The following is a 20,607-nucleotide window of genomic DNA, read 5'->3' on the forward strand; positions in this document are numbered from 1 at the left end:
TCAAGATTTCTTATAGGATAAAGGGGGAATTTAGAATATTTAAATCGTTAGAATGACACTATAAAAAATACTTTTAGACATTTAAGCAGGATGTGAAATATTATCATTTTTATTTACTCTCTCGATATTGCTGTTGGATAGTTTTAATTGTACTTTGAATACGATTGCAAAAAAAATATTTTAATAAGATTACTTATCATATGAATTGTGGATTAATATAAAAAGATTAAATCAATAATAAAATTAAGGTTTATTCTGTGATTTATATCACTATTTTGCGATACAATTTGCATAATATTTACAAAGTTTCCTGAAATTAATCTATTGTTTTTTAAATATTTAAACTATTATTAATGAATGTTATTCCTGAAATTTATTGAAATTGATTTAATAACAGAGATTTTAAGGTTAATTTAATCCATAAAACTTTTGTATACATTAATATAAAGTCTAGTTTTATTTGTTGTAGTGACAAAATAATGTAGAAGTATAGCAGTGGTTTAGTATTACAGCATTTATAATGACATCGATGAAGGTGTACATATTGAGTTGATGTGATCTGGTTGATATGGATATTGCTGAAAATTAGATATGATTAAAGATAGAAGTAGAAATGTTGAACAACTTCAACAAGAAAAGCATCAAATCGAAGTTTTGCTGGAAAAACAGCAGAAAAGGATGCGCTCTATTTTTTCAGCAGACTTAGAAAAGCAGTTTTGGCAGGATCGCGAGGATCGTCAAACCAATTTATTACTGAGAGCTTTTTTACCTGCATCTATTATTTATTTTATATTTGAAATTATTAGCCTACCTATAAATTACTTTACGACAGAGTTAGCTTATCGGACCCATGATGTATTACTGACGATGGTTTCCTATAGTACAGGGTGGTTTGCTTTACTGTTCATGTATTTTATGGCGAAAAAGCCGAAACGAAGTGAAAATTATAGTACCATCATAGCGACGATTATCTGTCTAAGCTTAGCTCTAGTGCAGATCGTATTATTTTCTACACAGTCTTTAGCTATGACATGGCGAGGATCTTTGTTAATTGTTTTAGCACAGATTTTTGCTTTTTTATGTACTGCAATTAAACCATTAAAAATTTTTATGGCAACTCTTGTTGCTGCGATTATTTGTTGCATCGTATTATCATTTTCTAAAAAGGTGATACCGCATTGGGTTTTATTCAATGTAATGATTTTGGGCAATTTGGTTGGTCTTGCTTTAGCAACTTTGTCGGTATCGATAGAGCGAATCCGCTTTTTACAGTCGATTATTATCAATCTGGATAAACAGATCACAGAAACACTCAATCAACATCTATTTGAGCTTAGCCAACAAGATACCTTGACTTTATTGGGCAATCGTCGAGGCTTTGAACAACATCTGAAACAAAAAATGGAAGATGTGAAAAAGACCAAGCAAAATTTGGCAGTTTTATTTATCGATGTAGATTATTTTAAGCTTTATAACGATAACTATGGTCATCTCAATGGTGATTTGGCTTTGATTCAAGTTGCGCAGATTATCAGTCGCCATATTGCAGAAAATGATCTTGCAATTCGTTATGGCGGCGAAGAGTTTGTGATTTTATTGGAAGATACCAATGAAATTGATGCAAAGTTGATTGCTGCGATTATTATTCAAGATATGTTTGACCGAAAAATACCCCATGATTTTTCTAAAATTTCAAATTATCTCAGTGTGAGTATTGGTTTAACGATTTATGGTGGCGAACAGGATTTTGATGCAGATGATATTTTAAAAGCAGCTGATTTTGCCTTATATCAAGCCAAACGCAATGGGCGTAATCAATCTGCATTTGTCGCCATGAATCATCAAGCAATTTTTAATAGTTAATTAAATTTTCGATCGTGATTTTCTACTGATTTTACTGTGACAATTAAATTTTGATTTTCATCAAAACGGCATAAAAAAACCGCCATAAATGACGGTTTTTTTTATTGAATCATCAATTATTTATTTTTGTCTTTCAATTGTGGTACAGCAGAACCTTGTGCAATTGAAAGTAAGCCAGCACCAGTGTAGATACCCAATTTTGCACGTGTATCTGTGATGTCGAGGTTACGCATAGTCAACTGACCAATACGATCCATAGGCGTAAACATTGAATCACCTTTTTCCATTGTTAAGCGTTCAGCTTCATAGGTAAGGTTAGGTGATTCTGTGTTCATAATCGTGTAGTCATTACCACGACGAAGTTCTAAAGTCACAGTACCAGTGATTGCTTTAGCAACCCAACGTTGTGAAGTTTCACGAAGCATAAGCGCTTGAGAATCGAACCAACGACCTTGGTACAACAAACGACCTAAACGTAAACCGTTGATACGGTATTGTTCAATGGTATCTTCGTTGTGAATACCCGTAACAAGACGTTCATAAGCGATATGAAGAAGTGCCATACCTGGAGCTTCATAGATACCACGAGATTTTGCTTCAATGATACGGTTTTCGATTTGGTCAGACATACCTAGACCATGACGACCACCGATACGGTTTGCTTCTAAAATAAGCTCAACTGGGTTTTCGATACGTTGACCATTTAAAGCAACAGGCATACCTTCTTCGAAAGTTACAGTTACTTCTTCAGGTTTAATCGCAACTTCATCTTTCCAGAAAGCTACGCCCATAATAGGGTCAACGATTTTGATACCTGCATTTAAGTATTCAAGATCTTTTGCTTCGTGAGTCGCACCTAACATGTTTGAGTCAGTTGAGTACGCTTTCTCTTTCGACATTTTGTAATCAAAACCATTGTCGATCAAGAATTGTGACATTTCTGCACGGCCACCCAACTCATCAATGAACTGTTGGTCTAACCATGGTTTATAAATTTTAAGATTTGGGTTGGTCAATAAACCATAACGATAGAAACGTTCAATATCGTTACCTTTATAAGTTGAACCGTCACCCCAGATATTTACATCATCTTCTTTCATTGCTGTAACAAGCATAGTCCCTGTTACTGCACGACCTAGAGGAGTTGTATTGAAGTAAGGAACGCCACCAGTACTGATATGGAATGCGCCACATTGAATCGCAGCAATACCTTCAAGTGCAAGTTGTAAACGACAGTCTACTAAGCGCGCTTTTACAGCGCCATAAGCTTCAGCTTTCTTTGGAATCGCATCATAGTCGTCTTCATCAGGCTGACCTAAGTTTGCAGTATATGCATAAGGTTCCGCGCCTTTTTGTTTCATCCACAATAAAGCAGCTGAAGTGTCTAGACCACCAGAGAAAGCGATACCCACTTTTTTGCCTACTGGTACATGCTGCAAGATCGTTGCATTATCAGTCATTGCTATTCCTAACTTTTATGAACATCGGCACACGCATGGGTGGCCTTATAGAATCTTTAAACCGCATATTATAGCACTTTTCGTTTAAGATGTTTTCGTTTGGAAAAGAGAAATCCGAAAATTTATGATTATTCACATTTTGTCAAAAATAAATAGGAATCTTTCTTAAAAAATATTGATTCTTAAGTGTATATTTTTTAAATTAAAGTCAATTAAAACGATTAAAGATAAAAAAATGATGACTTTTCAGCCCAAAAATCGTTTACTTTACTTCATTCACTCTCTATTTTTATTGATTTATATTTTCTTTTTTTTAATCGCTGTTATATGTCTAAATTTAACACTATTTGACCGATCAGATCCTTCATTTGGCCTTAATAAAATTCTAGTGTTAATGATTGGAACAGGGTTACTTTCTTATTTGCATTATTTGGCTTCTATAGAAGTTTTAAAAGGTTCAGTAAAAGGTCGAAGACTATCAATGTTGTTGGGTTGGTTTATTACGATTGTTGGTTTTCCAATTTTTACAATTATTGGAATAATTATTTTATTAAATAGCAGAAAGAAAAAATTTCAAACAGAAGAATAGGGTCTGTTGACATTTCAAATTGGTTGCGACGTGAGGAGTATACTCCGCAAGGTTTTTTAGATGATATTAGGCGTAGATTCAGAAATTTAGTGATCTAAATGATCAAGCTACAACGTAATAGCATCAAAAAACACTCTCGTCCTTTCGCTTCGCCTTGCGCTGTGAACAAAGCAGTGCTTTGTTCTTGCTCAGGTTGTGGCTAAAATTATCTCAGGCTGCATTACGAAACTTGAAAATGGTCTCGCCATTCTCTGCATTGCGTGCCTTGCCTGCTCACTTTTAGCCGACAACGCAATTCACTTATGAAATGTCAACAGACCCTATTTATCGGATCAAAAAAATATCTAAAAATTCGAATAAAAGGAAAATAATGAAATTAAATAATACACTTGCAGGTTTTCACCTCGGTATTGGTCTTTTTTATTTATGCGCTTTAATCTTTGTCACTTTGTTTACTTTCTTAGAAAAGAGTTGGAGAACAGATATTGTCTCTGTCGTTTTCTATATTATTTTTATTGTAATCATCGCTTTACATTTTAAAGCCTATGTTGAAGTCAAAAAAGGAAGTAACTTGGGAAGAATTTTGACGAGGATCTTGGGTACAATTCTTCTATTTGGATTTCCTATCGGTACTTTGCTCGGATGGTTAATTTTATCTTATGCAAATGAAGACAGTTGGCAAACTAAAATTTGATTCAAAAAGTGATTATGAATCATTTTCCAGAACATCATTTAGCTCAATAAAATGCTTTTCTATCGGAGTAAAAGTATGCTCACTTCGCGCAATAAGATAATAATCAATCTGACGATATTGCGTAGGAATTTCAATAAAATAGTCGATATTGTGCCGTGCAACCAAAGACTTTGTGGCTAAGGTTATGCCAAGCCCTAATTGTGAAAACTGGATTAGGCTTTCTATATCACCGATATGAACAAAATTGCCTTGCGGTAAGTCGAAATCCTCATAGATTTTATTGAGTGTAACTGAATAACAGCAATGATCTGATAAAGATAAAATATTTTGATGGCTCAAGGCTTCTTCGATAGTTTTTGGACCATCTTGCTGTTTGCATAGCAGAACCAGTTCATCCTGACCTTTGCCGATATATTGCAGGTTTTTATGATGCGCACTGCCATAAACATAGCCCAAATCTATATTGCCACTAAGCACTTCTTGTTCGATAAAATCAGTGGTGCCTGTTTTTAATGTAATCGATAAATTTGAATAATATTCATATAATTTATTGAGTGAAGTTGAAAATTGAGTTGCACCTAAACTGGTATTGGTTCCAAATTTAAGCTTTTTATCCTGTTGATGAATTTGATTTTCGGTCTCTTCCCAAATCAAAAAAATCTTTTTATATTGTTGATAGAGATCAAGCCCAGCATCTGTAAGATCAACACCTTTAGGCTTTCTGATAAACATCTGACGTTTATAGTGGTTTTCTATTTTTTTTATTTTTGCCGTCATATTGGATTGTAAAATATTTAATTTATGCGCAGCCCCAGAAATACTTTTGATTTCTGCCACGGTAATAAAAGATTTTATATCGCTGATATCAATGTTCATGACTGACCTAAAAATTTGAAAAAAGACATCAAAAAATATGATGGATATATCAAAACATAACATTATTCATGATATCAAAATTTTTTTAAACTTGCTTTAAATCCTAACGAGATATTGAAATGGACATAAAAATCGTTGGTGGTATCACGCTGTTATGCCTGATCTGGGGCTATCTATGGGTAATCATCAAACTGAGTCTGCAAACCTTTCCACCATTTTTATTCTCATCATTGCGTCTGTTGTTTGGTGCACTGGCGTTATTACTTTTGCAAGCCTTGTTAAGAAAGTCGATTTTGCCGAAACATGGTGAGTGGGGCAAATTGACGATTGCAAGTTTATTGCTATGTATCGGTTTTTATGGCGGATCAACATTTGGTATGCAATATGTCGGTTCGGGTATTTCTGCGGTGTTGGTCTATACCATGCCGATCATGATTGGCATATTGGCGCATTATTTCCTCAATGAAAAGTTAACTTTCAACAAAACCATTGGATTATTGATGGGAACAATTGGCTTAGTTTTCATCCTTTGGCCAGAACTCAAACAATTTAAATTCAACCAAACTTTATTTGGTGAATTGCTGTTAATCATCGCTGCATTGTCATGGGCAGGTTCAACGGTCTATATCAAAAAATATTTGGCTAGCTATGACAAAATCAAGTTAACGCTTTGGCAGATGCTGATCGGTGGTGTGATTTTATTTGTTGTTGCACTTGTGACAGAGCCAGTTACACAGGTACATTGGAATACACCGATCAATATTTTTTATGTGTTCTATAGTGCAGTACTCGGTACAGGTGTCGCCTTTGCTGTATGGAATTGGATCATTAGTAAAATTGATGCATCGGTTGCATCTATATCAATTATGAGTGTACCTTTACTGGGTTTACTTTTTGGACATTTACAACTTGGCGAAGCTTTACATCAAAATATTTTGTTTGGCGCAATATTTATATGTATAGGTATCCTGTTTAGTTCAATGAAAGTGAACATGAAAATTGGTGTAAAATCTAGAAAGTCGATCTAAACGTCGAATAGCCAGAAATCAGTAATATTGGAAGTGATAATCATGCCGTTAAATAAGCCCTTAACTTATATTCATCGCTTTTTTATCGCATTTTATTTGCTTTTATTGCTTGCAATGTTACTGACCTATGCATTGGGTTATTTGCAAAAATTTTCGACAACGACGATTGCTTTGATGAGTGTGATTTATGCGGGGCTGTCTTTTTTACATTTTAAAACTTCGGCCGATGTTGCAAAAGGAACCAATAAAGGTCGTGCCTTGTCCGTTATTTTGAGCTGTATTACATTGTTGCTTTTCCCGATTGGGACGCTCATTGGGGCAGGGATGTTATTTTTGTTGAGTCCAAAATGTTGGCAAGAAAGTCGATAATTTATTTATTTTTATTTCTCATTATTTAAAATATCAGCAAATCCTAACAATCATAAACTGGAGCAAATCAAAACATGCTCATTGTATTTGCGGGAAGACCTGGGGTAGGCAAAACCACACTTGCCAAATATCTCGCAGTCAAATTGCAGACTGTTTATTTAAGAGTAGATACGATTGAGCAAGCCCTCATTGATTCTGGAGATATCGCCAAAGAGAATATGGGCGGGGCAGGTTATTTTGTTGCTTATGCGATTGCCAAAGAAAATTTAAAAATGCGTCAAACAGTTATAGCGGACAGTGTTAACCCGATAACACTCACTCGAACAGCTTGGGATCAAGTCGCAAAAGTCAGCAAAGTACCGATATTTAATATCGAAGTGATCTGTTCTGATCAAGCTGAACATCGAAACCGTGTAGAAACTCGACAAGTAGATATTGAAAATTTACAGCTTCCGTCATGGCAAAGCGTGTTGGATCGTGAGTATGAGCACTTCAATGATGTCGATTTGCAAATAGATACAGCGCACTATACGGTTGAACAAGCAGTCGACTTGATCATGAGCTCTATTTCAAAAATTAAATAATTTAGTATAAATTTCATGTTTAACAATCAAGCAAAAGCATGTTTTATGACGACTTAGACTAAAGTATAAAGTCGTTTTTAATCTTCATTTTCAAATTTTCATAACTATCTTAAAAATAAATAAATTCATCCAATTAAATATATTCGTATGAAAAATAAACTATGACTAATTTCACAATTTATTTATTATATTGGTCATACCAATAATTGTTTAGATCAGACCAATATTGCCTTTTTTCTCAACTATTATTAACATTGCGAGGTTATTTATAGATCTAAGCTTTGTTTTAGTGTAAATTGGTAATACCAATTTAGGTAATTCAAATTTATAGACATACCAATTCTAAGTTCTAGCAAGCATTTCAAGGAGATGACAATGCTTCAACATTGGCAACAAATTTATGATCCGATGGGCAATATTTGGGTTTCCAGTATTGTCGCGCTGATCCCGATTATCTTTTTCTTTTTAGCCCTTGCTGTATTTCGCATGAAGGGAAGTATTGCGGGAACAATCACGGTTATTTTAGCGTTATTGGTTTCACTTTTTGCTTATCAAATGCCTGCAGGTATGGCATTTGCTTCTGCAATTTATGGTTTCTTTTATGGTTTATGGCCGATCTCTTGGATCATTATTGGGGCGGTATTCTTATATAAAGTTTCTGTAAAAACAGGCCAATTTAACATTATTCGTTCTTCTATTTTATCTTTGACAGAAGATCAACGTTTGCAAATGTTATTGGTCGGTTTTGCCTTCGGTACTTTCCTTGAAGGTGCGGCTGGATTTGGTGCGCCAGTGGCGATCACTGCAGCACTTTTGGTGGGCTTGGGCTTTAAACCGCTGTATGCAGCAGGGCTTTGTTTGATTGTAAATACTGCACCTGTAGCTTTTGGTGCGATGGGGATTCCAATCATTGTGGCAGGTCAGGTTTCTGGTGTGGATACACACGAAATCAGTCAGATGGTTGGTCGTCAGTTACCATTTATGGTGCCAATCGTATTGTTCTGGATCATGGCGATTATGGACGGTTGGCGTGGTATCAAAGAAACTTGGCCAGCGGTAATTGTGGCTGGTGGTTCTTTTGCGCTCGCTCAATATTTGACTTCCAATTTCGTTGGTCCTGAATTGCCAGATATTACGGCTGCGATTGCATCATTGATCAGTTTGACTATTTTGCTTAAATTTTGGCAACCGAAACATATTTTCCGTTTCAACCAAGAAGATGCAAATGTTGATGCAGATCTTGAAGCTGAAAAACAGAAGAAATATAGCGCAGCTCAAATTGTAAAAGCGTGGTCTCCATTTGCAATTTTAACGGCAATGGTGACGATTTGGAGTATCAAACCGTTTAAAGATTTGTTTGCTAAAGGCGGTGCTTTACAAGATTGGATCATTTCAATCAAGGTGCCTTTTTTACATCAACTTGTGCAAAAACTTCCGCCTGTTGTACCTGAAGCGAAAGATTATGATGCAATCTTTAAGTTTGACTGGTTCTCAGCAACGGGTACGGCCATCATTATTGCTGCGATCATTTCGATCATTTTCTTAAAAATGAAAGCAAGTGATGCTGTGAAAACTTTTGCTGAAACTGTGAATGAATTGAAAACACCAATTTACTCGATTGGTATGGTTTTAGCGTTTGCATTTATCGCGAACTATTCTGGTATGTCTGCAACTTTGGCTTTGGCACTTGCGCATACAGGTCAGGCATTTACATTCTTCTCACCATTCTTAGGTTGGATTGGAGTGTTCTTGACAGGTTCAGATACTTCTGCAAATGCGTTGTTCTCAGCATTGCAAGCAACTACAGCTCAGCAAATCGGTGTTCCTGAAGTATTACTTGTGGCTGCAAATACCAGTGGTGGTGTGACTGGGAAAATGATTTCTCCTCAGTCTATTGCGATTGCTTGTGCGGCTGTGGGCTTGGTGGGTAAAGAGTCTGATCTATTCCGCTTTACCGTAAAGCATAGTATTACCTTTACAGTGATGATCGGTATAATCATTACCTTACAAGCTTATGTGTTCCCATGGATGATTCCATAACACCAATTTAAGGAATGCCGAATGAAAGTCTCCGATCAGGTTGTGAAAAACTTACGCATGTTGATTGAACAAAATAATATGCAAGTCGGAGATCGTTTACCCGCTGAACGGAAATTGTGTGAACAACTCGGTGTCTCTCGCTCCACTTTACGTGAAGCTTTGCAACAGTTGATCAGTTTGGGCATGCTGGTCAGTAAAGTTGGAGCGGGAACTTATTTGCAGCAGTTGCCAAATAGTTGGTCGCAGTTGCAGATTGTGCAACCCCTGAGTGATTTGATCGATGAAGATCCATCTTATCGCTTTGATGTACAAGAAGCACGTATGGTGCTTGAAGGGGGGACGGCATGGTACGCGGCACAGCGTGCAACCGAGGACGATATTTTAAAAATTCGTGAATATTATGATCAAATTGCCCATTTTCAATCAATAGGCGATGCAGATCGAGCATCAATGGCTGATGCTTATTTTCATCTGGCGATTGCCGAAGCTTCGCATAATTTGGTTTTGATCCAAGTGATGCGCGGTTTCTTTGATTTGCTCCAATACAATGTGGTGTTGGGGCGTCGTAAAGTCTATTCAGAATCACATCGTTTTGATCAATTACATGACCAACATTTTAAAGTTATGGATGCGATTGAGCGTAAAGATCCAGAAGCTGCACGTGATGCAGTCTGTGGACATATAGAGTTTGTCATTCAACAAGTGCGTTCGATCGATGAGGAAGAAGCTCGTCGTCAACGTGCAAGTCGATTAAACAGGATTTAGGTATGATTATTTCTTCTGCAAACGATTATCGCGAAGCTGCTCGACGTCGTTTACCTCCGTTTTTATTCCATTATATTGATGGTGGCGCATACGCAGAATATACACTGAAGCGTAATGTAGAAGATTTATCAAAAATTGCGCTTAGACAACGTGTACTCAATGATATGTCTGAGCTTTCGCTTGAAACCAAATTATTTGATGAAACATTATCCATGCCTGTTGCTTTGTCACCTGTTGGTTTGACAGGGATGTATGCACGTCGTGGAGAAGTTCAAGCTGCGGTAGCTGCGGATAAAAAAGGTATTCCATTTACACTTTCGACAGTATCTGTTTGCCCAATCGAAGAAGTAACCCCTGCAATCAGTCGTCCGATGTGGTTTCAGTTATATGTACTTCGTGATCGTGGCTTTATGCGTAATGCCTTAGAACGTGCGAAAGCTGCAGGTTGTTCAACACTTGTATTTACAGTGGATATGCCAGTTCCGGGTGCGCGTTACCGTGATGCTCACTCAGGTATGAGTGGTCCAAATGCTGCAATGCGCCGTTATATGCAATCATGCTTCCATCCGCACTGGGCTTGGAATGTTGGTTTGATGGGACGTCCGCATGATCTTGGAAATATCTCTAAATATCTAGGTAAACCGACAGGTCTTGAAGATTATATTGGCTGGCTCGGCAATAACTTTGATCCATCTATTTCTTGGAAAGATTTGGAATGGATCCGTGAGTTTTGGGATGGTCCAATGGTCATCAAAGGCATTTTAGATCCAGAAGATGCCAAAGATGCTGTACGTTTTGGTGCAGATGGTATCGTGGTTTCTAACCATGGTGGTCGTCAGTTGGACGGTGTGTTGTCGACAACACGAGCACTTCCTCCGATTGCGGATGCTGTCAAAGGGGATATCAAATTACTTGTGGACTCAGGTATTCGTAATGGTCTAGACGTGGTGCGTATGCTGGCAATGGGTGCAGATACTTGTATGCTTGGTCGTGCCTTTGTTTATGCTTTGGGTGCAGCGGGTGGAGCAGGTGTATCTAACTTACTTGATCTGATTGATAAAGAAATGCGTGTTGCGATGACTTTAACCGGTGCAAAAACGATTTCTGATATTACTGCAGATTGTTTGGTGAAACTTGAAAACGAGTTGGCTCAATAATCACATCGTTTTTAAATGATAAGCTTCATTTGATACACGAAAATGTCGTCCGCAACTGTCTGAGGCAGACCTCAATATGAAAATAATGTTTCTGTGAATTATTTGATTAATGATGGAATATGGCGAGTTTTGCGGATGACAATGCCTTTGGTTACTTTGGGCTTATCCAAAGTAACAAATGAGCTCCGATAATGAGATGAGTAGAAAGTAAGACTCCGCTGTGTAAATCAATTTAATCTGAGAGTTTGAATTGATTATATTGGTACAGTAAAACAGATAAGGTCTAAGTTGATGCAAACACAAAACCAACCTGAAAATGCACTTCAACAATTCATTGATATTGTTGGAAAACAATATGTTTTGACCAACGATAACGACACACGTCTTTACCGTCAAGGACGCCGCTATGGTTCTGGAAAAGTGTTGGCTGTGGTTGTGCCAGGTTCATTACTTGAACAATGGCAAGTACTGAAAGCTGCATTTGCAGCAGATTGCATCGTGATTATGCAAGCTGCAAATACAGGGCTAACAGGTGGTTCGACACCCTTTGGCGATGATTATGATCGCCCTGTGGTGGTGTTGAGTACCAAGCGTTTGGCTGGTATCCAAGTGATCAATGACGGTAAGCAGGTGATTTGCTTGCCAGGTGCGACCTTAGATGCTTTGGAACGTGAACTTTCAGGTTTCAATCGTGAACCACATTCGGTGATTGGTTCCTCATGTATCGGGGCATCCGTATTGGGTGGTGTGTGTAACAACTCAGGTGGGGCATTGGTACGTCGTGGTCCTGCCTATACCGAACTTGCACTCTATGCACAAGTGAATGCAGAGGGTGAACTCGAATTGGTCAATCATTTAGGGGTTGATCTTGGTTCTAGTGCAGAAGAAATATTATCCAAACTAGAAAAGCAACAATATCAAGCGATTGATGTTAAAAATAATCAAAACTGCTGTGCCTCTGATCATCGCTACGCACACGATGTTAAACAGGTAGATGAAAATACACCTGCACGTTTTAATGCAGATCCGTCACGTTTATTTGAAGCTTCAGGTTCTGCAGGGAAAGTCTGCGTATTTGCAGTACGACTCGATACCTTTGAAAAGATTCCAAGCCAAGTGTTTTATGTTGGTACAAATTCACATGATGATTTAACTGAAATTCGTCGTTTTTTATTGAAAGATTTACCACGCTTACCGATCGCAGGTGAATATATTCATCGTGTTGCTTATGACATCGGTGCCGAATACGGTAAAGACACTTTCATGTTTATCGAAAAGTTTGGTACTGCCAAAGTACCTGCGGCTTTTGCCATGAAAGATAAAGTCGATGGTTATCTTGAAAAGCTCGGTATGAAAGGCTTTTCAGATAAAGTATTACAATTGGTGACTAAATTTTTACCTTCGCATTTGCCTAAGCGAATGAATGATTTTCGTGATTTGTATGAGCATCATTTGGTGTTACGTATAGAAAATCAAGATGTAGAGCAAGTCGATCAATATTTAAAACAGTATTTTAATTCACGTGATACGGGTGATTATTTTCATTGTAATGATGAAGAAGGTCGCAAAGCATTCTTACATCGTTTTGCTGTTGCTGGCGCTGCTATCCGTTATCGTGATACCCATCGAAGCGAAGTCGAAGATATTGTTGCATTGGATATTGCCTTACGCCGTAATGATCGACAATGGGTTGAAACATTACCGAGTGAAATGGACGAGAAAATTATCCATAAACTCTATTATGGACATTTTTTATGTCATGTTTTTCACCAAGATTATATCGTGAAAAAAGGCGTTGATCCTTTGGAAATGGAACATCAGATGTGGCATTTGCTTGATGATCGAGGTGCTGAATATCCTGCCGAACATAATGTTGGGCATCTCTACATCGCCAAACCTGCGCTAAAAAATCATTATCAAAAACTAGATCCAACCAACAGTTTTAATGTGGGTATTGGCCAAACTTCAAAATTAAAATATTGGAAATAACACTTAATTTTTCTACAAAAGTTGATGTACTAATTAGGGTCAATAGACCCTATCAATTTTATACGCAAAATAGCCTGAAAGTTCCTATCTCAAACTGGCTATTTTGCGTTTTTTTATTGTATTAACTGTTTCTTTTAATGCTAGATTTTGATGCTTCAATGCAGCATAAAAGGGTTATAAATTGTCAATTAGAACAAAATTATCTGAATTGATTGCTAATAAGTTTAATATTCAAGACTGATTTCCGTTACACTAAGTTAATCCTTTTAGAGAGCCTAATTATGCAATTACAGCCATCGTTTAGACAGGAACTCGATCCTGAACTGAGAACATGGTTATATGCACAAGGCTCCTTAACACAACAACTGACTGATTTAGCAGGGGGGATTTTTAAAGTTGAGCCCACTGCTGAATATTTCCAAAGACTGACATTTTTAGATAGTCAATGGATGAAACAGCCCCATCATCATACTTCTTGGGTACGTGAAAGCTTACTTTATGGCTCGGAACAAACGCCATGGGTACAAGCAAAAAGTATATTTCCAATTCAAAGTCTACATGCCAAAGCACGCATATTTAAGCACATTGGGAAAAAGCCGATCGGCTGGTTTTTATTTGATAGAACAAATCCCAAATGTGAGCGACGTGTGATTTTATTAAAAGAAGGTTGGACCAGACAAAGTTGTTATACTTGGCATGGTTGTAAGTTTATCGTGCAAGAAACTTTTTTAGCTGCTTTTGTGGATTTCCTGAAAAAGCAAAAACTTGAAAATGAATATCGTTAAGGAAAGTTATGGCTGCTGTACAACACATCACTTGGCGTGAACGCTTAGAAGCTTATTATTATTTATGTCGTTTTGATAAGCCGGTTGGAACGGAGCTGGTGCTTTGGCCAACGATGTGGGCGCTATGGATTGCGGCAGATGGGATACCGGATATCACAACGTTGATCGCAATGGTCTTGGGTACGATTTTTATGCGTGCAGCAGGCTGTGCGATCAATGATTTTGCTGATCGTAAAGTCGATGCGCATGTTGAACGTACCAAAAATCGCCCCCTTGCAACAGGTGTGATTTCAGCAAAAGAAGCCGTTTGGGTTTTTATCGCTTTAGTCGCGGCCAGTGCTTGTACTTTATTTTTCTTACCGATAGCAACTTTTTACTGTGCGCTTGCAGGATTGGTTTTAGCTTTTATTTACCCATTTATGAAGCGTTATACTCATTTACCACAAGTGGTTTTGGGAATGGCATTTTCATGGGGTATCCCGATGTCTTTTACTGCAATGGGTAAGCCACTCGATGCAACTTGTTGGTTACTTTATTTTGGTAATTTGGCGTGGACGGTGGCTTATGATACGCAATATGCGATTACTGACCGTGAATACGATTTAAAAATTGGTGTTAAATCGACGGCTATTTTGTTTGGAAAATATGACATTCAAATTATTTCAATTTTACAAGCAATCGCAGTAATTTTGATTGGTATGTCGATGTATCGTGCAGATATTTTATGGCCGATAGGTTTGATTGCATTGCTTATGGTGGTGGCTGATTTTATCTATCAATGGACCAAGACCAATGATCGTGATCCACAGCGTTGTTTCTGGGCATTTAGACACAATCGCTTTGTTGGGATTATTATCTTCATAGGTATTGTGATTGCTTATTTGTAGATATATTTGAATAAATCACTGTAAATTATAATTTTTACTTCCCCCTCAGATGACGTTTTGAGTGTTAAAAGAGGGGAATATTGCTGAGCTTTATCACTTTAAAAAGAATAAAAAATACCTTGTATAATTCGCTTTTAAAATAAGATCAAAGCTCTTAGTTGATACTCAATAATTAAGCTCTCGATTTATAGATAATAAATAGGAAAATATAATGGATATCGAAAAATATAGTTTTATAGATGGTCTAAAAAGAAAGCATGCAAATTTAATTTTTGGTTACAACGGCAATATTTATGATCGGCATTTAATCGGATTTATCACGACTGAAGCAGCAGTTTTCAGTCCAAACGCAGTCAGTGTAAGAAAAATAGGGAATATGTGGTTTGTGACATCAAGTTTAGACTGGATTAGTCATCTATGTAATGATGATAGTTACCTTTTAAAGCCTAATTATATGCCAGATACAGAATTGTTTTATCATTTATCGGGAACTATTCTTGCTGCTTTTTCAAATGGCGTTGGATTGGCTTTAGATGGGAAAATTACTATTTCACATCATATTTCTGAAAGAGAATTAGAAACGATTCAGCTTGAAATTGATCAATTGAGTGGTCGCACTGTATTCTTTAAAAGTGTTGAAACGTATGAAAAGAAACTTTAATTCACAAGATTAAGTACCCTAGAGGATTTCTAATCAAGAGAATAGACTTCTCGTATAAGCCGGATTTTTGGTAATACTCATTTGCACTATATGCGCCACCTTAGCAGAAGGTTTGACGAATACAGAATTTGATCGATTAGCATGTTAGGAGGGAAGGTGTTTCACCAACATGGGTAAAGTCGGATCTGGATATTCTGCTATTTAAATAGAAGCGATTAAAGAGGCATGAGCTTTTCGTACTAAGATTAAATGATGGAAAAATATTTATTCAATGGTATCTCGTTAAACAGAATTACATAGCAATCCTAAAAAACTCCAGTTACAAGAGAAAAACCTATGCAACAAATTTTAAATGGATGTTAAGCGATGAATATTATTTATAGGAATGACACCGATAAAGTGATTAGAGTCTTTATTGAACCATCTACTGATGAATTTTTTTTAAATAAAAATGATGAAATCAAAATAGTTTGTAATTCTTTAGAAAGTATATCTGAAATAAGCCATACATATAATAATGAATCAATCATTATATGGCTCCCTAGATCAACAAAAGGAACAGTATTTATTAATGATGTTCACGTTGAAAGCCTTACTGAAAGTCGTTATTGGTAACGAATTTAATTTTTATTTTTTATTTAGTATATAAAATCGCCTTCGGGCGGTTTTCCACATAAGAAATCCATTGTTCAAAAAATATTTATTTAATACAACAGTTTATGGCATTAGGAAATTTTAATATGACTTTTGATAAACAATATTATATTAATGCACTTAAAAAAAGACATTCTCATCTTGTCTTTGGCTACAATGGGACTGTCTACGATCATCAGCGTATTGGTTATATTGTCACTGAAGCGACCCTTTTAAGCCCTAATTCGATACATGTTAAAAAACAATCAGATATTTGGTATGTGGTATCAGAACACGACTGGATCAATGAGATATGTGATGATGAAAGCTACTTATTTACAGAAAAATATTTCGGTGATCCAGATGATTTTTATCATTTATCTGGGGTTGTTTTAAGTGCTTTTTCAAACGGAGTTGGATTAGCTTTAGATGGGAAAATCACTATTTCACATCATATTTCTGAACGAGAATTAGAAGCTATTCAGCCTGAAATTGATCAATTGAGTGGTCGAACTGTATTCTTTAAAAGTGTTGAGAATTTACAATAATATATTATGAAGAGTGATTAACAAATATCTATCTTGCATTCTAATTTTTAAATTATTTGACATTGAAATTTGTTACAGTGATTCATCTCATCATATGAGATGGAATGAATCACCTTAAATTGACTTACTTCACCGCTACAGCTTTCGCTCTTGCCGCATGCAATTTTTTATAACTTTCAATCAAACGCAAATGACGATCTAGACCTTCAAGTTGCATATTGGTTTCAGTCAAACCATAGAAACGAATACTGCCATCCATTGAGCCAATGACAGCATCCATACGTTCATCACCAAACATACGACGGAAATTGGCTTCATAATCATTGAGATCAAGCTCATCATCGAGCTCAACTTCTAGTACCACATTTAGGCATTGATAGAACAAACCACGTTCGACAGTATTGGTGTTGTATTGCAAGAACTGTTCAACCAATTCCTTAGCTTCTTCAAACTCTTGTAAAGCAATATAAATGAGGAGTTTAAGCTCTAAAATGGTCAATTGACCCCAAACCGTATTGTCGTCAAATTCAACCCCGATCAAGGTCGTGATATCGGTATAGTCGTCGACTTCAACTTCCTCTAAACGTTCAGCCAAAGCTTCAAGTTGCTCTTCGTCTAAACGGTGGAGATTTAAAATATCTTCACGGAAAAGGAGGGCTTTATTGGTGTTGTCCCAGATCAGATCTTCTACCAAATACACTTCAGAATAATCAGGCACCAAGATACGACAAGCAGTCGCACCTAGATGCTGATAAACCGCCATATATGCTTCTTTACCCATTTCTTCAAGGATATTGAACATTTGCGCTGCTTCATCGGCATTGGCATGTTCGCCTTGACTGCTAAAGTCCCATTCCACAAAATCATAATCAGATTTTGCACTAAAGAAACGCCAAGAAACCACACCGCTTGAGTCGATAAAATGTTCAACAAAATTGTTTGGCTCAGTCACAGCATTTGAGCTAAAAGTCGGTTTTGGTAGATCATTTAGACCTTCAAAACTACGACCTTGTAACAATTCGGTGAGGCTACGTTCTAGAGCAACTTCCAGTTTTGGATGCGCGCCAAATGATGCAAAAACACCACCAGTACGAGGATTCATCAAAGTCACACACATGACAGGATATTGACCGCCAAGTGATGCATCTTTAACTAAAACAGGGAAGCCTTGTTCTTCTAAACCTTTGATGCCTTCAACGATGCGAGGATATTTGGCAAGAACCTCGGCAGGCACATCAGGAAGTGCAATTTCACCTTCTAAGATTTCACGTTTTACCGCACGTTCAAAGATCTCTGATAAGCACTGTACTTGAGCTTCAGCAAGCGTATTACCTGCGCTCATCCCATTACTTAAGTATAAATTTTCAATCAAATTCGATGGAAAATAAACAACTTCGCCATCAGACTGACGTACAAAAGGTAAAGAACAGATACCACGTGCAGTATTGCCTGAGTTTGTATCGTATAAATGTGTGCCTAATAATTCATCATCAGGATTGTAGATGGCCAATGTGTATTCATCTAAAATTTCTTTCGGCAATTCACCATTTGGTCCAGGTTGGAACCATTTTTCATCTGGATAATGGACAAATTCTGCATTGGCGATTTCTTCACCCCAGAATTGATCATTATAGAAAAAGTTACAGTTTAGACGTTCGATAAATTCGCCGAGCGCAGAAGCCAACGCGCTTTCTTTGGTAGAGCCTTTACCGTTGGTAAAGCACATTGGTGATTGAGCATCACGAATATGCAAAGACCATACATTTGGTACGATATTGCGCCATGAAGAAATTTCAATCTTCATGCCTAGACCTGCCAAAATACCAGACATATTGGCAATGGTTTCTTCGAGCGGTAAATCTTTCCCTGCAATAAAAGTTGTATTTTCAGAAGCCAAGTTTGGCATTAATAACGCTTGAGCATCCGCATCAATACTTTCAACTTCTTCGATGACAAACTCAGGACCTGTTTGGATCACTTTTTTAACGGTACAGCGGTCAATGGAACGCAAAATACCTTGACGATCTTTTTCTGAAATATCGGCAGGTAATTCAACTTGGATTTTAAAAATTTGCTTATAACGATTTTCAGGATCGACGATATTGTTTTGTGAAAGGCGGATATTATCCGTCGGGATATTACGTGCCAAACAATATACTTTGACAAAATATGCTGCGCAAAGTGCAGAAGATGCTAGAAAATAATCAAATGGTCCGGGTGCTGAACCATCACCTTTGTAGCGAATCGGTTGGTCAGCAATAACTGAGAAGTCATCGAACTTAGCTTCTTGTCGAAGATTGTCGAGATAATTAACCTTGATTTCCATGCTGCTACCTAATGATTTCTGAGTGATTTTTCAGACACAAAATGTGATGAATTAAGCCGAAATATAATGTGAATATTGACTTAAAAAATAAGATGAGAGGCGTTATTTTCTATATGCAATATCAATAGCGCGCTCAATGATGGGCATTATTATAGAGCTATTTTAGCAATTTGATAACTTTAGTTGGTTTTTCTCTGTTTTGCTTGGAAATAAGTGCATAAATTTGGCGGGGATTGTGGTGTTAGAAATGCTCAGTAGTATTTTAACGATCTGAATCTTCTAAGAGAAAAGGTCGTGTGGGTGCAATATCAGTGCAATTGATCGGAAAAATTGGCTAAAATTTATACATAAAATGTATAATTAGAAACGTGTAAATTGGGCTGAAATAGAATGAAAACAGTTTGATTTATATAAAGGGCGTGTTTCAAGAAAAATAAATATAGGAAGGAACGATAATGGGTATTTTCAAGTTTTTTACCAAAGGCAGTGACTATAAAGAACCACTGCCGATCAGAAGAGATATCAGATTTGATCTTCCCGAAGATCAGATTCAAAAATGGCATTATACAGCAGGTCCGATTTTTACAGCATTGCTCAACACTTTTTCTATCGTGCTCCCAGTCGGCGAGCGATTTTTTATTGATTCTGTAAGGGCGCAGCGGCATCTCATTCAAGATCCTGAACTATTAAAAGCCGTTACAGCATTTATCGGGCAAGAGGCGATGCATGGCCGTGAACATGAAGCCTACAACAATGCACTTTTTGCACGAAGCCCGATTGCACCAAAGTTTGAGCAATTGGTTTTGGATATTTTTGGGCAAATTCAGAAATATTTACCTTCATATATGTGGTTGAGTGGCACCATTGCACTAGAGCATTTTACTGCGCTTTTGGCTGATGGCGTTTTGAAAGATCCTCGACTCTTTGAAGGGGCAGAACCACATTATGCCAATATCTGGCGTTGGCATGCTTTTGAGGAAACCGAACATAAAGCCGTGGCATTTGATGTGTGGAATAGTGTAAAAGGGCATGGGCCACGTGCTTATATTGAACGCAGTGCAGGATTGATTATTGCAACTATTATTTTTTGGAGTTTGGTGATTCCAGTTTTTCTAGTGATCGTTAAAGACGAGAAAAAACTGACGGATTTACCAAGTTGGAAAAAAATGTTCCGTTATACATTTGGAGAAATCGGTGTGTTGCGTAAACAATTAAGAAATTACGCAGATTATTTCCGCCCAAATTTCCACCCTTGGGATCATGACAATCGTCAATATATGGAACAAATGCGCCAGTTTATTTATGCATTGGATAGTACAAATAAGGTATCGTAAAAGATAAGTTCGAAGATTG

19 protein-coding genes are annotated in these 20,607 nt (G+C 37.0%); 16 read left to right on the forward strand and 3 right to left on the reverse strand.

Going from position 1 to position 20,607, the window contains the following annotated elements; translation table 11 throughout:
* Positions 1 to 591 precede the first annotated feature (591 nt).
* On the forward strand, positions 592 to 1,863 hold the full coding sequence (locus F960_RS10650) for a GGDEF domain-containing protein (RefSeq protein ID WP_004863878.1): 1,272 nt from the start codon (positions 592 to 594) through the stop codon (positions 1,861 to 1,863).
* A 116-nt stretch (positions 1,864 to 1,979) separates the two neighbouring features.
* Here F960_RS10650 and argG read toward each other — a convergent pair whose 3' ends face one another.
* Entirely contained in the window at positions 1,980 to 3,323 is a 1,344-nt protein-coding gene (argG, locus tag F960_RS10655) for an argininosuccinate synthase (protein ID WP_004863881.1), read from the reverse strand.
* 235 nt (positions 3,324 to 3,558) lie between these two features.
* On the opposite strand from argG, the gene F960_RS21530 reads away from it, so the two are divergent.
* Both F960_RS21530 and F960_RS10665 read left to right on the forward strand, forming a co-directional pair.
* Complete coding sequence (locus tag F960_RS21530; protein ID WP_004863884.1) at positions 3,559 to 3,912, forward strand: hypothetical protein; 354 nt, start codon at positions 3,559 to 3,561, stop codon at positions 3,910 to 3,912.
* Between the two features lie 370 nt (positions 3,913 to 4,282).
* Positions 4,283 to 4,606: a hypothetical protein gene (locus F960_RS10665; protein ID WP_004863888.1), complete on the forward strand. Its 324-nt coding sequence runs from the start codon at positions 4,283 to 4,285 to the stop codon at positions 4,604 to 4,606.
* Between the two features lie 12 nt (positions 4,607 to 4,618).
* On the opposite strand, the gene F960_RS10670 is transcribed toward F960_RS10665, so the two are convergent.
* Positions 4,619 to 5,482, reverse strand: coding sequence for a LysR family transcriptional regulator (locus tag F960_RS10670; protein ID WP_004863890.1), 864 nt, complete (start codon positions 5,480 to 5,482; stop codon positions 4,619 to 4,621).
* Positions 5,483 to 5,601: 119 nt separating this feature from the next.
* Between F960_RS10670 and F960_RS10675 the strand changes: the two genes are divergently transcribed.
* The 12 genes from F960_RS10675 to F960_RS10730 all read left to right on the forward strand — a co-directional run bounded on the left by F960_RS10675 (position 5,602) and on the right by F960_RS10730 (position 16,928).
* The gene (locus F960_RS10675; protein ID WP_004863893.1) at positions 5,602 to 6,510 is read left to right on the forward strand and encodes a DMT family transporter; all 909 of its coding nucleotides are present in this window, start codon (positions 5,602 to 5,604) and stop codon (positions 6,508 to 6,510) included.
* Between the two features lie 42 nt (positions 6,511 to 6,552).
* Entirely contained in the window at positions 6,553 to 6,879 is a 327-nt protein-coding gene (locus F960_RS10680; protein WP_004863896.1) for a hypothetical protein, read from the forward strand.
* 74 nt (positions 6,880 to 6,953) lie between these two features.
* Complete coding sequence (locus tag F960_RS10685) at positions 6,954 to 7,463, forward strand: P-loop nucleotide/nucleoside kinase family protein (protein WP_004863900.1); 510 nt, start codon at positions 6,954 to 6,956, stop codon at positions 7,461 to 7,463.
* A 369-nt stretch (positions 7,464 to 7,832) separates the two neighbouring features.
* On the forward strand, positions 7,833 to 9,503 hold the full coding sequence (gene lldP / locus F960_RS10690) for an L-lactate permease (RefSeq protein WP_171066259.1): 1,671 nt from the start codon (positions 7,833 to 7,835) through the stop codon (positions 9,501 to 9,503).
* 21 nt (positions 9,504 to 9,524) lie between these two features.
* Positions 9,525 to 10,268 carry a transcriptional regulator LldR gene (gene lldR / locus F960_RS10695; protein ID WP_004863904.1) on the forward strand — a complete coding sequence of 248 codons (744 nt, stop codon included), beginning with the start codon at positions 9,525 to 9,527 and terminating at the stop codon, positions 10,266 to 10,268.
* Positions 10,269 to 10,270: 2 nt separating this feature from the next.
* Complete coding sequence (lldD, locus tag F960_RS10700) at positions 10,271 to 11,425, forward strand: FMN-dependent L-lactate dehydrogenase LldD (protein ID WP_004863906.1); 1,155 nt, start codon at positions 10,271 to 10,273, stop codon at positions 11,423 to 11,425.
* 291 nt (positions 11,426 to 11,716) lie between these two features.
* Positions 11,717 to 13,414: a D-lactate dehydrogenase gene (gene dld / locus F960_RS10705; protein WP_004863909.1), complete on the forward strand. Its 1,698-nt coding sequence runs from the start codon at positions 11,717 to 11,719 to the stop codon at positions 13,412 to 13,414.
* Between the two features lie 281 nt (positions 13,415 to 13,695).
* Positions 13,696 to 14,199 carry a chorismate--pyruvate lyase family protein gene (locus F960_RS10710; protein ID WP_004863913.1) on the forward strand — a complete coding sequence of 168 codons (504 nt, stop codon included), beginning with the start codon at positions 13,696 to 13,698 and terminating at the stop codon, positions 14,197 to 14,199.
* Positions 14,200 to 14,207: 8 nt separating this feature from the next.
* Positions 14,208 to 15,086, forward strand: coding sequence for a 4-hydroxybenzoate octaprenyltransferase (gene ubiA, locus F960_RS10715; RefSeq protein WP_004863918.1), 879 nt, complete (start codon positions 14,208 to 14,210; stop codon positions 15,084 to 15,086).
* 211 nt (positions 15,087 to 15,297) lie between these two features.
* Entirely contained in the window at positions 15,298 to 15,747 is a 450-nt protein-coding gene (locus tag F960_RS10720) for a hypothetical protein (RefSeq protein WP_004863920.1), read from the forward strand.
* Positions 15,748 to 16,113: 366 nt separating this feature from the next.
* Positions 16,114 to 16,362, forward strand: a complete 249-nt coding sequence (locus tag F960_RS10725) for a hypothetical protein (RefSeq protein WP_004863923.1) — start codon at positions 16,114 to 16,116, stop codon at positions 16,360 to 16,362.
* A 125-nt stretch (positions 16,363 to 16,487) separates the two neighbouring features.
* Positions 16,488 to 16,928, forward strand: a complete 441-nt coding sequence (locus F960_RS10730) for a hypothetical protein (protein WP_004863928.1) — start codon at positions 16,488 to 16,490, stop codon at positions 16,926 to 16,928.
* A gap of 124 nt (positions 16,929 to 17,052) precedes the next feature.
* On the opposite strand, the gene F960_RS10735 is transcribed toward F960_RS10730, so the two are convergent.
* The gene (locus tag F960_RS10735; RefSeq protein WP_004863931.1) at positions 17,053 to 19,254 is read right to left on the reverse strand and encodes an OsmC domain/YcaO domain-containing protein; all 2,202 of its coding nucleotides are present in this window, start codon (positions 19,252 to 19,254) and stop codon (positions 17,053 to 17,055) included.
* A gap of 455 nt (positions 19,255 to 19,709) precedes the next feature.
* Between F960_RS10735 and F960_RS10740 the strand changes: the two genes are divergently transcribed.
* Positions 19,710 to 20,588: a metal-dependent hydrolase gene (locus tag F960_RS10740; protein ID WP_004863935.1), complete on the forward strand. Its 879-nt coding sequence runs from the start codon at positions 19,710 to 19,712 to the stop codon at positions 20,586 to 20,588.
* Positions 20,589 to 20,607: the final 19 nt, after the last annotated feature.

The sequence above is a fragment of the Acinetobacter gerneri DSM 14967 = CIP 107464 = MTCC 9824 genome, assembly GCF_000368565.1.
Lineage (GTDB): Bacteria > Pseudomonadota > Gammaproteobacteria > Pseudomonadales > Moraxellaceae > Acinetobacter > Acinetobacter gerneri.

Bases quoted from the DNA above. Each gene is read 5' to 3' on its own strand.
- F960_RS10725 (WP_004863923.1), top strand. From the start codon at position 16,114: ATGAATATTATTTATAGGAATGACACCGATAAAGTGATTAGAGTCTTT.
- argG (WP_004863881.1), bottom strand. From the start codon at position 3,323: ATGACTGATAATGCAACGATCTTGCAGCATGTACCAGTAGGCAAAAAA.
- F960_RS10650 (WP_004863878.1), top strand. From the start codon at position 592: ATGATTAAAGATAGAAGTAGAAATGTTGAACAACTTCAACAAGAAAAG.
- lldD (WP_004863906.1), top strand. From the start codon at position 10,271: ATGATTATTTCTTCTGCAAACGATTATCGCGAAGCTGCTCGACGTCGT.
- F960_RS10720 (WP_004863920.1), top strand. From the start codon at position 15,298: ATGGATATCGAAAAATATAGTTTTATAGATGGTCTAAAAAGAAAGCAT.
- dld (WP_004863909.1), top strand. From the start codon at position 11,717: ATGCAAACACAAAACCAACCTGAAAATGCACTTCAACAATTCATTGAT.
- F960_RS10710 (WP_004863913.1), top strand. From the start codon at position 13,696: ATGCAATTACAGCCATCGTTTAGACAGGAACTCGATCCTGAACTGAGA.
- F960_RS10685 (WP_004863900.1), top strand. From the start codon at position 6,954: ATGCTCATTGTATTTGCGGGAAGACCTGGGGTAGGCAAAACCACACTT.
- lldP (WP_171066259.1), top strand. From the start codon at position 7,833: ATGACAATGCTTCAACATTGGCAACAAATTTATGATCCGATGGGCAAT.
- F960_RS10730 (WP_004863928.1), top strand. From the start codon at position 16,488: ATGACTTTTGATAAACAATATTATATTAATGCACTTAAAAAAAGACAT.
- ubiA (WP_004863918.1), top strand. From the start codon at position 14,208: ATGGCTGCTGTACAACACATCACTTGGCGTGAACGCTTAGAAGCTTAT.
- F960_RS10675 (WP_004863893.1), top strand. From the start codon at position 5,602: ATGGACATAAAAATCGTTGGTGGTATCACGCTGTTATGCCTGATCTGG.
- F960_RS10665 (WP_004863888.1), top strand. From the start codon at position 4,283: ATGAAATTAAATAATACACTTGCAGGTTTTCACCTCGGTATTGGTCTT.
- lldR (WP_004863904.1), top strand. From the start codon at position 9,525: ATGAAAGTCTCCGATCAGGTTGTGAAAAACTTACGCATGTTGATTGAA.
- F960_RS21530 (WP_004863884.1), top strand. From the start codon at position 3,559: ATGATGACTTTTCAGCCCAAAAATCGTTTACTTTACTTCATTCACTCT.
- F960_RS10740 (WP_004863935.1), top strand. From the start codon at position 19,710: ATGGGTATTTTCAAGTTTTTTACCAAAGGCAGTGACTATAAAGAACCA.
- F960_RS10680 (WP_004863896.1), top strand. From the start codon at position 6,553: ATGCCGTTAAATAAGCCCTTAACTTATATTCATCGCTTTTTTATCGCA.
- F960_RS10735 (WP_004863931.1), bottom strand. From the start codon at position 19,254: ATGGAAATCAAGGTTAATTATCTCGACAATCTTCGACAAGAAGCTAAG.
- F960_RS10670 (WP_004863890.1), bottom strand. From the start codon at position 5,482: ATGAACATTGATATCAGCGATATAAAATCTTTTATTACCGTGGCAGAA.